Below are 12,120 nucleotides of genomic sequence, written 5' to 3'. Positions count from 1 at the left end.
CGCGGGAGTCAGCCCAGGGCCGCGCCGATCGCTGTCATGATCGGGATGGCCAGCCCCGTGGTCAGCAGCACGGCGCTGCGCGCGAGCCGCCGCCCGGTGTCGTACGTGACCGCGTACACGTAGATGTTCTGCGCCGTGGGCAGCGCGGCGAACAGGGTGGCCGCCAGCAGGTCGCCGCCCTCCAGCCCGAGGGCGAGGCGGGCGGTCAGGTAGGCGATGCCCGGCTGCGCGAACGATTTGAGCGCGATCACCAGGAAGACCTCCTTCCCGACGCCGCCGTCCTCGGGGGTCGCCGGCGCGCGCCGGGAGCCGTACAGGCTGAGGCCGTAGGCCAGCAGCGCGACGGGCACGGCGGCGCCGCCGAGCAGGTCGATCGGGCGCATGAACGTGACCGGCAGCGAGGTCCCGGTCAGCGCGAACGCCAGCCCGAGCAGCGAGGCGACGGTGAGGGGGTTGCGCAGCGGGAGCAGCAGCACCGCCCGGACCGACCTGGCCCCCTTGTCGAGGACGAGGAAGGAGACCGGGGTGAGCACGACAAGCTGGAAGAGCAGGATGGGCGCGACGAGCGCGCCGTCGCCGAGCACGTAGATCGAGATGGGGATGCCCAGGTTTCCCGCGTTGACGTAGGAGGCGGCGAGCGCGCCGATCGTCGCCTCGCGCCGGTCCCTGCGCCAGACCGCCCGCGCCACCAGCACGTACGCGAGCTGCACGCACGCCACGGCGACGATCTGGGTCAGCAACACCGGCGAGAACAGCGAGCCCAGGTCCGCCCGCGACACGGTGGCGAACATCAGCGCGGGCGTGGCCACGAAGAACGCCAGCCGCGACAGGACCAGTTCGTCGCTGGCCCGCAGGAGCCCGCTCCAGCCGACGAGGTAACCGAGCACGGCAACGGACACCAGAGCGACGAACGCCGCGACAACCCCCGACAAGCCCTAACCTCCGAAACTGGACATCAGGAGCGTATCTGGGCCGCCCAAGGCGACGGTGACCGGCCCGCCACGGAGGTCTACGCTGTGCGCATGCGCGTAGTGGTGATCGGCGGCAGCGGGCACATCGGCACCTATCTCATTCCCAGGCTCGTCGACGCGGGCCACGACGTGGCCGCCGTGAGCCGGGGCGAGCGGCAGCCCTACACGCCGCACCCCGCCTGGCGGCGGGTCGAGCAGGTCACCGCCGACCGGACGGCGGAGGAGGCCGACGGCTCGTTCGGGCGGCGCGTCGCGGAGCTCGGCGGCGAGGTCGTCATCGACCTGATCTGCTTCACGGAGGCGAGCGCCAGGCACCTCGCGCAGGCGCTGGACGGGCGGGTGCGGCAGTTCCTGCACTGCGGGACGATCTGGGTGCACGGCCCCAGCACGCGGGTGCCGACGACCGAGGACCGGCCGCGCCGGCCGATCGCCGAGTACGGCCGGCAGAAGGCCGCCATCGAGGCCTACCTGCTCGACCGGGCGCACCGCCACGGTTTCCCCGCCACGGTCATCCATCCCGGCCACATCACCGGGCCGGGATGGGTGCCGGTCAACCCGGCCGGCAACGTCAACCCGGCCGTCTTCCAGACGCTGGCCGACGGCGGCGAGCTGGCGCTGCCCAACCTGGGCATGGAGACCGTCCAGCACGTGCACGCCGACGACGTGGCAAAACTTTTCATGGACGCCATGGCGAGCCCGGCCGCCGCCAGGGGCGAGAGCTTCCACTCCGTGGCCACCACCGCCGTGACGTTGCGCGGCTACGCCGAGGCGGTGGCGGGCTGGTTCGGGCGGGAGGCGCGGCTGGCCTACCTGCCGTGGGAGCAGTGGCGCGACACGGTGACGGAGGACGACGCCCGGGTGACGTACGACCACATCGCGCACAGCCCGCACTGCAGCATGGAGAAGGCCGCGCGGCTGCTGGGCCACCGGCCCCGCCACACCGCGCTCGAGGCCATCTCCGAGGCGGTCGACCGGCTGGTCGCGACGGGCACGATCGTCGCCGCGACCTGACAGGTCAGTTGGTCAGGGGCCCGAACTCCTTGCGCGTGTCGATCACCTCGCCGAACAGCTCCCACCGCTCGCCCTTGAACTCCATGAGCTGCATCGACTCGATCGGGAACCCGTCGCCCTGCGCGGTGTCCATCGTCACGCCGGGCAGCAGCATGTCGACCGCGATCCCCTTCATGTTGCGCACCGAGTCACGCAGCCCCTCGCGGGTCGGGCAGGCGGCCGCCTCCATGGCCTTGTGGAAACTGCTGGCCACGGCCCAGCCGAAGGTGTGGTACGGCACGTTGGGGTCGGCGCCCGGCGCGTACTGCTCCATCTTCTGCTTGTAGAGCTTCATCTCCGCGTCGTCCTGCCACGTCGGGTCGTTCGGGTCCTTGTAGTACGTGCTGGACACGACGCCCTGGACGTTCTCGAAGCCGACGGGCTTGAGCACGGTGATCGAGGCGGCGACGTTGTTGACGATGTGCAGCGGGTTCCACTTGGTGTTCTTGGCGTCGGCGGCCAGCGCCTGCGAGCCGAACTTGGGCGTGGTGACGTTGAGGAACACGTCGGCCTTCGACTGGGCGAGGTTGCGCATCTGCGGGTCGACGCTCGGGTCGCTCACCTCGTAGCTCTGCTCGGCCACGACCTTGACCTCGGTGCCCTCGATGGCCCGTTTGAAGCCGCCGAGCAGGTCCTCGCCGAAGTCGTCGTTCTGGTAGAGGACGGCGACCTTGGCGTCCGGTCTCTCCTGCTTGAGGTACTGGGCGTAGACGCGGGCCTCGGAGATGTAGTTGGGCTGCCAGCCGATGGTCCACGGGTGCTGGGTGTCGGCGCCCCACTTCGACGCGCCCGTGGCGACGAAGATCTGCGGCACCTTGCGCTGGTTGGTGTAGTCCCAGGTCGCCGTGGTCGACGGCGTGCCGAGCGTCTGGAACAGGGCGAACACCTGCTCCTGCTCGACCAGCCTGCGCGCCTCCTCGACGGCCTTCGGCGGCTGGTAGCCGTCGTCGCGGACGACGAACTCGACCTTGCGCCCGCCGATGCCGTTCTTCTCCGCGTTGACGTAGTCGAAGTACGCCTTGATGCCCTTGGGGATGTCCCCGTAGGCGGAGGCGGGGCCGGACAGCGGGTAGATGCCGCCCAGCTTGATGCTCGTGTCGGTGATGCCGGTCGTCTGCTGCCCCTGGCACTGGCCGCCCGACGTGGCCGTGCCGGTGGCGGCGCCCTGGTCCCGTCCCCCGCATGCGGCGACGGCGAGCACGAGCAGCGCCGTACAGCCGATCGCAGATACTCGCATCCCTCTTACTCCTTCCGGGGAATCTTCCTGATCAAGCGCCCGGCCAGCCCGGCCAGCCCCGTCGGGGCCACGTACATCACCGCGATGATCAGCAGGCCGAAGATGACGCCGGGCGCGGCGTCGTTGATGTCCTGCGCGAGGCTGGGCACGAACATCACGAACAAGCCCCCGAGCACGGGCCCCGACAGCGAGCCGAGCCCGCCGACGACCAGGCCGGCCAGCAGCGTGATCGACAGGTTGACGGTGAACGAGTCGGGCGAGACGAACCCGATCACCCACGTGTAGACGCAGCCGGCCGTCCCGGCGAACATGGCGCTCCAGGCGAAGGCGAGCGTCTTGTGGACCGACAGCCGCACGCCCATGACCTCGGCCGCGCCCTCGTTGTCCCTGATGGCGTGCAGCGCCCGGCCGACGCGCGAGCGCAGCAGGCCGGCGCAGAGCAGGAACGCGGCGACGGCGACGGCCAGGGTGAGGAAGTACAGCCACTGGTCCTCGGCCAGGCCGCTCCACGCGGGCGGCGCGGGCTTGGCCAGCGTCAGCCCCATCGAGCCGCCGGTCAGCTCCTCGAACCTCTTGAGCAGCGGGACGAGGAAGATCGCGATGGCGAGCGTCACGAGCGCCAGGTAGAGGCCGCGCAGCCGCATGGCCGGCACCCCGAACGCCAGGCCGAGCAGGAACGCCGCCCCGGCCGCGACGGGCAGGGTCAGCGGGTACGGCACAGCCCAGTGTTCGAGCAGGATGGCGGCCGTGTAGGCGCCGATGGCGAAGAACGCGCCGTGGCCGAGCGAGATCTGCCCGGCGTGCCCGACCAGCAGGTTGAGCCCGAGCAGCGCGACCGCGTAGATCAGCACCATCGTGAGCTGGAAGACGTGGAACGGCACCAGCTGGAACGGCGCGTAGCAGGCGGCCGCGGCGAGCAGCGCGGCCGCGCCCCAGCGCCAGCGCGCCGACCGCCACCATTCAGCGGGCCGCGGCGCGGGGGGCGGGGGCGGCGTGGCGGTCCGCGCCCGGGCGGCGTTCGTGGCCTCGCTCATGCCCGCTCCACCACCGCTCGCCCGAACAGGCCCTGGGGCCGCAGCAGCAGGACACCGAGGATGATCACCAGCGGCACGCCCACCTTGAGGTCGGATCCGATGAACCCGACGTACGCCCCGGCGAGCGTCTCCGCGACGCCGACGATCAGGCCGCCGGCGACCGCGCCCAGCGGGCTGTCGAAGCCGCCGAGCGTCGCCGCCGCGAACGCGTAGATGAGGACGCCGCCCATCATGTTGGGCTCGAGGAACAGCAGCGGCGCCACGAGCACCCCCGACACCGCGCCCACGGTCGAGGCGAGCCCCCACCCGAGCGCGAGCGTCCAGCCCACCCGGATGCCGACCAGCCGGGCGGACTCGGGGTTGGTGGCCACCGCCCGCATCCCCAGCCCGATCTTGGTGTGCCGGAAGAGCAGGTACAGCAGCCCCATGACGGCGCCCACGACGGCCAGCACGCCGAGCGTGGAGAAGCTCACGCTGATCCCGCCCGCCTCCAGCGCGCCGGCGGGGAACGGGTTCGGGAAGTCCTTGATGAGGAACGTCCAGATCCACCCGGCGGCGGCGTTGACGAAGATGAACAGCCCCACGGTGACGATCACCAGGGTCAGCTCGGGCGCGCCCTCGACGGGCCGGATGATCACCCGTTCGATGAGCATCCCGCCGGCGAACGACACCGCCAGGGTGACCACCAGCGCCAGCCAGAACGGCAGCCCGGCGGCCGTGAGCTGCCAGGCGACGTAGGTGGAGAACATGGCCAGCTCGCCCTGGGCGAAGTTCACGATGCCGGTGAACTGGTAGATCAGCACGAGGGCCAGGGCCAGGCTGGCGTAGATGGCGCCCGCGCCGAGCCCCTGGACGACCTGCTGCAGAAATCCGGCCATCGGCTACACCCGGTATCCGAGGTAGGACCGGGCGACCTGCTCGTCGGCCCTGATCTCCTCGGCCGTGCCCGACAGGACGATCCGCCCGGTCTCCAGGACGTGCGCCTGCTGGGCGATGCCGAGGGCGAGATGGGCGTTCTGCTCGACGACGACCACGGTGGTTCGCTCCTCTGCGTTGATGGCCTGGACGATGCGGAACAGCTCCCGGGTGACCAGCGGAGCCAGGCCGAGCGACGGCTCGTCGAGCAGCAGCAGCCGAGGGCGCGACATCAGGGCCCGGCCGATGGCCAGCATCTGCTGCTCGCCCCCGCTGAGGCTGCCCGCGGTCTGCTTGAGCCGCGTCTTCAGCACCGGGAAATAGCCGTGGATGCGGTCGAGGTCGGCCTCCACGCCGGCCCCGCGCCTGCGGACGTAGGCCCCGAGCCGCAGGTTCTCCTCGACGGTGAGCGGCACGAACGTGCCACGCCCCTCGGGAACGTGGGCGATGCCCTGCCGGGCGAGCGTGTCGGGCGAGCGGCCGGTCAGGTCGGCGCCGCCCAGGGTGGCGGTGCCGCGCGCCCTGATCATGCCGGACAGCGCCCTGAGCAGCGTGGTCTTGCCCGCCCCGTTGGGCCCGAGTATCGCGCAGATCTCCCCTTGGCCGACGGTCAGGCTCACGCCGTGCAGCACGCGGGCGTCGCCGTATCCGGCCGTCAGCTCCTCCACCACCAGATCCGTCATGGCGCCGTCCCCAGGTAGGCCTCGATGACGCCGGGATCGCGCTGCACCTCGGCGGGCGGGCCCTCGGCGATCTTGCGGCCGAAGTCCAGGCAGACGATGCGCTCGCAGATCCCCATCACGAACCCCATGTGGTGCTCGACGACGATGACGGTCAGGTCGTGTTCGGAGCGCAGCGCGTTCAGCGTGGTCGCGAACTCCTCGACCTCGGCCGCGTTGAGGCCGTTCACCGGCTCGTCGAGCAGCAGCAGCCGGGGCCGGCCGACGAGCGCGCGGGCCAGCTCGACCCGCTTGAGCGTGCCGAACGGCAGCCCGGTCGCCGGATGCCCGGCCACCCCGGTCAGGCCGAGCCGCTCCAGCACCCCGTCCGCGTCGGCGCCCAACGCGCGCTCCTCGCGGCGCACGCCCGGCAGGCGCAACCCGGCCGACAGGAAGCCGGCCCGGCCCCGGTGGTGCGCGCCGACGAGCACGTTGTCGCGTACGGACAGGCGCGGGAACAGGCCGAGGTTCTGGAACGTCCTGGCGATGCCGAGCCCGGCGATGGCGTGCGGGGCCACGGCCGTCAGGTCGCCGCCCTCGTACACGATCGTCCCCGACCCGGGCTCGTACCGCCGGGTCAGGCAGTTGAACAGGGTGGTCTTGCCGGCGCCGTTCGGCCCGATGAGCCCCACCATCTCGCCGCGCCTCACGTCGAAGCCGACGCCGTCCAGCGCCGTGATGCCCCCGAAGCGAACGGTAAGATCGTGTACCTCCAGCATCCGGCCTCCTGGAGAACAATGTTCTGAAGTTGGGCTCAGCGTAGGATCCGGCCGCGAAGCGCCGCATTGGGCACGGTGACCCAAGATGTCTCAGGCGAGTTGTCCTCTGAGCACAGCGTGGGTCTCATACCGGTCACGACCCGTTGACCGCCCGCCCATGGCCATGGATCATCCCGGCATGTCCAGTGGTTCCAGCACGGAAACGCTCACTGGTGCGGAGGCGGTCCGCGCGCAACGCGCGCGCATCCTCTCCGAACTCCTCGACGACCTCCCGTCCCTGGCCGCCGCCGCGCTCGCCACCATGCGGGAGGAGATCCCCGCCTACGCGGCGCAGGGCCCCGACTTCCACGCGGACGTGCGCGACCAGGTGGTCAAGCACTACCGCGCCAAGCTGGCCGTGCTGCTGGAGGAGCGCACGGTCACGTTCGAGGACATCGCCTTCACCCGGCGGGCGGCGATGCGCCGGGCCAGGGCGGGGGTGGCGCTGGCCGACTACATCAACGCGTTCAGGGTCGGGCAGCAGGTGTTCTGGCAGTCGGTGGTCGACCGGGCCGGACGCACGCCGGCCGGCCGCGAGGCGGCGCTGTCGCTGGCGTCCCCCCTGATGCGCTACTGCGACTTCGCCAGCACGCACGCGGCCAACGCGTACATGGAGTTCCAGCAGTACGCCGCCGCCGAGGCGGTCCGCGAGAGCCGTGACCTGCTGGAGACGCTGCTGGTGGGCGGCGTGCCGACGCGCGGCAGGGAACTGGCCGCGGCGCAGGCGCACGGCCTGGCGTCCCGCACGCCGCTGCTCGTCGTGACCGCGGTGCTGGTCGGCTCGCCTTCGGCGGTGACGACGGGCCCTGACCGGGGCGCCGACGCCCGCCACGCGGCCTGTGCCGCGATCGCCAGGACCGGCGGCAACGGCACCCGTACGCTGTCGGTCGTGCGCCAGTCGGAGATCGTGGCGATCCCCGTGCTCGGCCCCGGCGCCGACCCGGGAGGGCTCTGCGACCGGCTGCAGGAGGTGCTGGAGAGCCTGGCGGGCGAGGGCATCAGGCTGGCCATGGGCATCAGCACCGTGGCGGCGGGCCCGGCGCAGATCCCGCAGGCCTACCAGGAGGCCAGGGCGGTGCTGGACTTCGTGCCCGAGGAGGGCGGCGTCGCCGCGCTGCCGCGGATCACGCCGTTCCAGTATCTGGCGCTGAAGGCCGACGACACCGCCCGTCACCTGGTCGATCCGCGCATCTCGGCGCTGCTGTCGGAGGACCGCGCGCGTGGCGGCGTGCTCACGGCCACGATCAGGGCGTTCGCCGCCGCCGACCTCAACCTGCGGGCCGCGGCAGAACGGTTGCAGATCCATCCCAACACCGCCCAGTACCGCATGCGCCGGATCCAGGAGCGCACGGGCCGGAGCCTGCGCTCCATCAACGATCTCGTCGACCTGCTCGTCGCGATCGCTCTCCAGGACGCTTTGCCGACCAATTCCGGCCGGGAAAGACTGGCCACCGCGACCAATGAGGGGCGTGGGAGAGCGGACGTACGGTCTTTCCATGAACCTCGCTGACCGGCTCCTCACCACCGCCGAGCGGCTCGGCGGCAGAGCGGTTCTCACGCTGGACGAGGCGGAGCTCACGTACGGAGCTCTGTCGGAGCTGAGCGCCCGGCTCGCGGGGCTGTTGCGCTGCCGCGGCATCGGCCCCGGCGACCGGGTCGCGATCATGTTGCCGAACGTGCCCGAGTTCGGCGTGGTCTATTACGGGGTGCTGCGGATCGGGGCCGTGGTGGTGCCGCTCGATCCGCTGCTGAAGCGGCGGGAGATCGCGGCCTACCTGGGTGACTGCGGGGCGCGACTGCTGATCGCCTGGCACGCGTTCGCGGAGACGGCGGAGGCGGGGTCGGCGGGCACGAAGGCCGACTGCTTCTTCGTCGTCCCCGAGGAGTTCCGCAGGCTGCTGCGCCAGGTGGCGCCCGACCGCGACGTCGCCGGCACGCGCGACGACGACACCGCGGTCATCCACTACACCTCCGGCACCACCGGGCGCCCGAAAGGCATCGAGCTCTCCCACGCGAACCTGGCCGGCAACGCCGCGACCGTGGCCCGCATGCACGCGCTCGGCGTGGACGACGTGGTGCTGGGGGCGCTGCCGCTCTACCACACGTTCGGCCAGACCTGCTCGCTCAACGCGACCGTGCAGGCGGGCGCGCGGCTGACGCTGCTGCGGCGCTTCGAGGCCGGCCGCGCGCTCGAGGTCATCAGGCGGGACGGCGTGACGGTCTTCCAGGGCGTGCCGACCATGTTCATCGCGCTGCTCGACCACCCCGGCGCCTCCGACCTGTCGATGTTGCGGGTCTGCGCGTCCGGCGGGGCGGCGCTGCCGCTGGACGTGCTGCGGGCCTACGAGGCGCGGTTCGGCTGCGAGATCATCGAGGGGTACGGCCTCAGCGAGACCTCCCCGGTGGCCGCGACCAACCGCGGCGGACCCCACCGCCGGCCCGGCTCGATCGGCTGGCCCATCAGGGACGTCGAGATGAAGATCGTCGGCGAGGACGGCGCCGAGGCCCCGCCCGGCGAGATCGGCGAGGTCGTCGTCCGCGGCCCCAACGTGATGAAGGGCTACTGGAACGACCCCGCCGGCACGGCCGAGGCCATCCGCGACGGCTGGTTCCACACCGGCGACCTCGGCCGGGTCGACGAGGACGGCTACTTCTTCCTGGTCGACCGCCGCCGCGACGTGATCATCCGGGGCGGCTACACGGTCTACCCGCGCGAGGTCGAAGAGGTCCTGTACGAGCACCCGGCCGTGCGCCAGGCGGCCGTGTACGGCGTGCCGCACCCGGAGCTCGGCGAGGAGATCGAGGCGGCGGTCACCCTGCGCGCCCCGGTGACCCGCGAGGACCTGCGCGACTTCGTCAAGGAACGCGTGGCCGCCTACAAATACCCGCGGCGGTTGTCGTTCGTGGACGAGCTGCCGATGAGCCCCACGGGCAAGATCCTCAAGCGGGCGCTCGCCCGCACCCCGCTAGGCGGGTGACGGCCGCGGCTCGTTGACGCAGCGCAGCACCGGATAGGAGGTCAGCGCCGCCGGGTCCAGGTCGCGTCCGGTGGTGACGTGGAAAGTGACGCTCTCTCCCGGCAGGAGCGTGACCAGCTGGTCGTCCACGGCCGCCGCCGGGTCGAGCCGGTCGGGGAAGAGCGCCAGCTCGCGCAGGATGGTCGCGGCGGTGACGGTGACCGCGACGCCGCCCGGCTCCGGCTCGACCGCGGCGGTGAACTCGGCCGGCGGATAGCCGGCGGCCGGGTCCTCGGCGAACACGAACAGGGCGCGCTCGCCGCCGAGCTCCACGGTGAGCAGCCCGGCCGCCGGGTCATCCGGTGGGGTGACGCGCAGCGTGGCACGGGCGGGCACGGTGACAGGCTGTCCGTGCGCCGCGAGCGCCCTTCCTCCCAGGTCGCGCGGGGCCAGCTCCAGCGTGCCCGCCCACTCCTCGTCGGTGTCGTTGACCAGCACGATCTCGCCGTCCTGCCGGGTGATGAGCCGGTCGGCGTAGGCGCGGCGCAGGGCGTACCAGAGGGGTTTCCTGCGGCCCGCGCCGTCGACGGCGGCCCAGGACGTCACCGGCCAGCAGTCGTTGAGCTGCCACACCACCGTGCCCATGCAGTGGGGCATGAGCGAGCGGAACCGCTCGATCCCGAACGCCATCGCGCGGGCCTGGTTGAGCTGCGTGTAGTAGTGCCAGTCGTCGAACGTGGCGGGCCGCGGCAGGTGGTCGCCGAGCCCGGACAGCAGCTTGGCGTTGCCGTCGACCGCCTTCTGGTGGTGCGTGACGCCGGCCGAGCCGGGAGCGAGCGGCTCGTCGGAGACGGCGGCCCGCAGCGTGGCGTAGGCGGGCGGGCCCTGGTAGCCGAACTCGGCCACGAACCGCGGCTCGTAGTCGGCGTAGTGCGTGTAGTCGCGGCCCTGCCCCCACACAGTCCAGATGTGCACGGTGCCGGTCGAGGGGTCGCGCACGTCGCGGTCGGGCGCACCCGAGTAGGGGCTGCCCGGCCAGTAGGGTCGCGTCGGGTCGAGCTCGGCCACGACGCCGGGCAGCAGGTCGTAGTAGAACCCGGCGCCCCAGCTCCGGCCGGCCAGCCGCTCGCGCCAGTCCCAGTGCTGGTGACCCTCGATGTTCTCGTTGTTGCCGCACCACAACATCAGGCTGGGATGGGCGGCCAGCCTGGCGACGTTCTCCCGCGCCTCGGCCTCCACCTCCGAGCGGAACGGCTCCTCCTCGGGGTAGGCCGAGCAGGCGAAGGTGAAGTCCTGCCAGACGAGCAGGCCCATGCGGTCGGCCAGGGTGTAGAAGTCCTCCGACTCGTAGACGCCGCCGCCCCACACCCGCAGCGCGTTGGCGCCGGTGGCGGCGGCCTGGTCGAAGCGCTCCTCCAGGCTCTCCCTGGTCGTCCTGGCGGGGAAGCAGTCGTCGGGGATCCAGTTGAAGCCGCGCACGAACACCGGCCGGCCGTTGACGATCAGGCGGAAGGCGTCCGTGTCGAGCTCGACCGTGCGGAACCCGATCTCGCGCCGCCACCGGTCGGAGCCGGCGCGCACGGTGAGCGGATAGAGGGGCTGGGCGCCGTGGCCGCGCGGCCACCACCGCTCGGCCCCCGGCACGTCGAGGCGGAGCACGGCCTCGCTCTCGCCGTGGGCCAGTTCGGCCTCGGCGCGCACGCCCGCCACGTCGGCGGTGACGGTGACCGGCGCGTCGCCGGTGCGGTCGACGCGTACGTGCACGTCCACGCCGTCGCCGCGGACGAGCGGGCGGACCTCGGCCAGGCGCGCGCCGGACCAGGAGTGCAGGCCGATGGGCCGCCAGATGCCGCTGGTCACCAGCGTGGGCCCCCAGTCCCAGCCGAAGTTGCAGGCCATCTTCCTGATGAACGCGTACGGCTCGTCGTAGGCCCCGGGGCGCTCGCCGTGCCGCGCGCGCTGCTCCTCGGCGTAGGCGTAGGGGGCGCGGAAGGACACCTGGAGCGTGTTGGCGCCCTCGCGCAGCAGGTCGCGCGCGGCGAACCGGTAGGACCGGTGCATGTTGGCGGTGGCGCCGACCTCGTGGCCGTTGAGGCGTACGGTGGCGATCGTGTCGAGCCCCTCGCACACCAGGTCGGCCCGCTCGTGACCGTCGTCACTCCACTCGAAGGACGTCTCGTAGACCCAGTCCGTACGCCCGATCCAGCCCAGCCGCGTCTCGTTGTCGTCGAGGTAGGGGTCGTCGATCAGGCCGGCGGCGAGCAGGTCGGTGTGCACGCTGCCCGGAACGGCGGCCGGTATGACCGCAGGGCCCACCGGGGTGTCGCCGTCAGGGCGGAGGGTCCAGCCGTCGTGCAGCGGACGGTACACGTGGTCTCCTGACGCTGGAAGCTAAACCGAGTAAGCGAGCCAGACTCTACGTGGGCCCCCGATGACCGTCAACGTCCATCAGCAGCACGAGGGCCGCTGCCGGCTCGAC

10 protein-coding genes are annotated in these 12,120 nt (G+C 72.0%); 3 read left to right on the top strand and 7 right to left on the bottom strand.

The features are described from left to right. Positions 1-8: 8 nt before the first annotated feature. Positions 9-932: an AEC family transporter gene (locus tag ACZ6SA_RS19385; RefSeq protein WP_465829327.1), complete on the bottom strand. Its 924-nt coding sequence runs from the start codon at positions 930-932 to the stop codon at positions 9-11. A 90-nt stretch (positions 933-1,022) separates the two neighbouring features. Here ACZ6SA_RS19385 and ACZ6SA_RS19380 point away from each other — a divergent pair, with 90 nt between their 5' ends. Continuing rightward, on the top strand, positions 1,023-1,982 hold the full coding sequence (locus tag ACZ6SA_RS19380; protein WP_465829325.1) for an NAD-dependent epimerase/dehydratase family protein: 960 nt from the start codon (positions 1,023-1,025) through the stop codon (positions 1,980-1,982). A 4-nt stretch (positions 1,983-1,986) separates the two neighbouring features. On the opposite strand, the gene ACZ6SA_RS19375 is transcribed toward ACZ6SA_RS19380, so the two are convergent. From ACZ6SA_RS19375 to ACZ6SA_RS19355, 5 genes are read right to left on the bottom strand one after another with little or no spacing between them, the layout of a single operon-like run. Beyond that, a complete protein-coding gene (locus ACZ6SA_RS19375) occupies positions 1,987-3,258 on the bottom strand; it encodes an ABC transporter substrate-binding protein (protein ID WP_443153565.1) in 1,272 nt (423 codons plus the stop codon). A gap of 5 nt (positions 3,259-3,263) precedes the next feature. Beyond that, positions 3,264-4,292 (bottom strand): branched-chain amino acid ABC transporter permease, encoded by a 1,029-nt coding sequence (locus ACZ6SA_RS19370; protein WP_347647873.1) that lies wholly within the window; start codon positions 4,290-4,292, stop codon positions 3,264-3,266. Then, the gene (locus ACZ6SA_RS19365) at positions 4,289-5,170 is read right to left on the bottom strand and encodes a branched-chain amino acid ABC transporter permease (RefSeq protein ID WP_347647874.1); all 882 of its coding nucleotides are present in this window, start codon (positions 5,168-5,170) and stop codon (positions 4,289-4,291) included. Before ACZ6SA_RS19365 ends, ACZ6SA_RS19370 begins: the two co-directional genes overlap by 4 nt. A gap of 3 nt (positions 5,171-5,173) precedes the next feature. Beyond that, positions 5,174-5,890, bottom strand: coding sequence for an ABC transporter ATP-binding protein (locus ACZ6SA_RS19360; RefSeq protein WP_465829321.1), 717 nt, complete (start codon positions 5,888-5,890; stop codon positions 5,174-5,176). Next, positions 5,887-6,645 carry an ABC transporter ATP-binding protein gene (locus tag ACZ6SA_RS19355; protein ID WP_465829319.1) on the bottom strand — a complete coding sequence of 253 codons (759 nt, stop codon included), beginning with the start codon at positions 6,643-6,645 and terminating at the stop codon, positions 5,887-5,889. The genes ACZ6SA_RS19360 and ACZ6SA_RS19355 overlap by 4 nt, the downstream gene beginning before the upstream one ends. A 178-nt stretch (positions 6,646-6,823) precedes the next feature. Between ACZ6SA_RS19355 and ACZ6SA_RS19350 the strand changes: the two genes are divergently transcribed. Continuing rightward, entirely contained in the window at positions 6,824-8,194 is a 1,371-nt protein-coding gene (locus ACZ6SA_RS19350; RefSeq protein WP_347647877.1) for a PucR family transcriptional regulator, read from the top strand. Beyond that, positions 8,181-9,662 (top strand): long-chain-fatty-acid--CoA ligase, encoded by a 1,482-nt coding sequence (locus tag ACZ6SA_RS19345; protein ID WP_347647878.1) that lies wholly within the window; start codon positions 8,181-8,183, stop codon positions 9,660-9,662. Before ACZ6SA_RS19350 ends, ACZ6SA_RS19345 begins: the two co-directional genes overlap by 14 nt. On the opposite strand, the gene ACZ6SA_RS19340 is transcribed toward ACZ6SA_RS19345, so the two are convergent. Further along, positions 9,651-12,011, bottom strand: coding sequence for a glycoside hydrolase family 2 protein (locus ACZ6SA_RS19340; protein ID WP_465829316.1), 2,361 nt, complete (start codon positions 12,009-12,011; stop codon positions 9,651-9,653). The genes ACZ6SA_RS19345 and ACZ6SA_RS19340 overlap by 12 nt on opposite strands. Positions 12,012-12,120 lie beyond the last annotated feature (109 nt).

The organism is Nonomuraea sp. NPDC049378 (assembly GCF_055586745.1).
The sequence above is the reverse complement of the archived record's forward strand: the minus strand, read 5'-3'. Positions and strand labels throughout refer to the sequence as shown.

Excerpts from the sequence above, each read along its gene's own strand:
- ACZ6SA_RS19380 (WP_465829325.1), top strand. The coding sequence starts at position 1,023 with ATGCGCGTAGTGGTGATCGGCGGCAGCGGGCACATCGGCACCTATCTC.
- ACZ6SA_RS19375 (WP_443153565.1), bottom strand. The coding sequence starts at position 3,258 with ATGCGAGTATCTGCGATCGGCTGTACGGCGCTGCTCGTGCTCGCCGTC.
- ACZ6SA_RS19370 (WP_347647873.1), bottom strand. The coding sequence starts at position 4,292 with ATGAGCGAGGCCACGAACGCCGCCCGGGCGCGGACCGCCACGCCGCCC.
- ACZ6SA_RS19365 (WP_347647874.1), bottom strand. The coding sequence starts at position 5,170 with ATGGCCGGATTTCTGCAGCAGGTCGTCCAGGGGCTCGGCGCGGGCGCC.
- ACZ6SA_RS19360 (WP_465829321.1), bottom strand. The coding sequence starts at position 5,890 with ATGACGGATCTGGTGGTGGAGGAGCTGACGGCCGGATACGGCGACGCC.
- ACZ6SA_RS19355 (WP_465829319.1), bottom strand. The coding sequence starts at position 6,645 with ATGCTGGAGGTACACGATCTTACCGTTCGCTTCGGGGGCATCACGGCG.
- ACZ6SA_RS19350 (WP_347647877.1), top strand. The coding sequence starts at position 6,824 with ATGTCCAGTGGTTCCAGCACGGAAACGCTCACTGGTGCGGAGGCGGTC.
- ACZ6SA_RS19345 (WP_347647878.1), top strand. The coding sequence starts at position 8,181 with ATGAACCTCGCTGACCGGCTCCTCACCACCGCCGAGCGGCTCGGCGGC.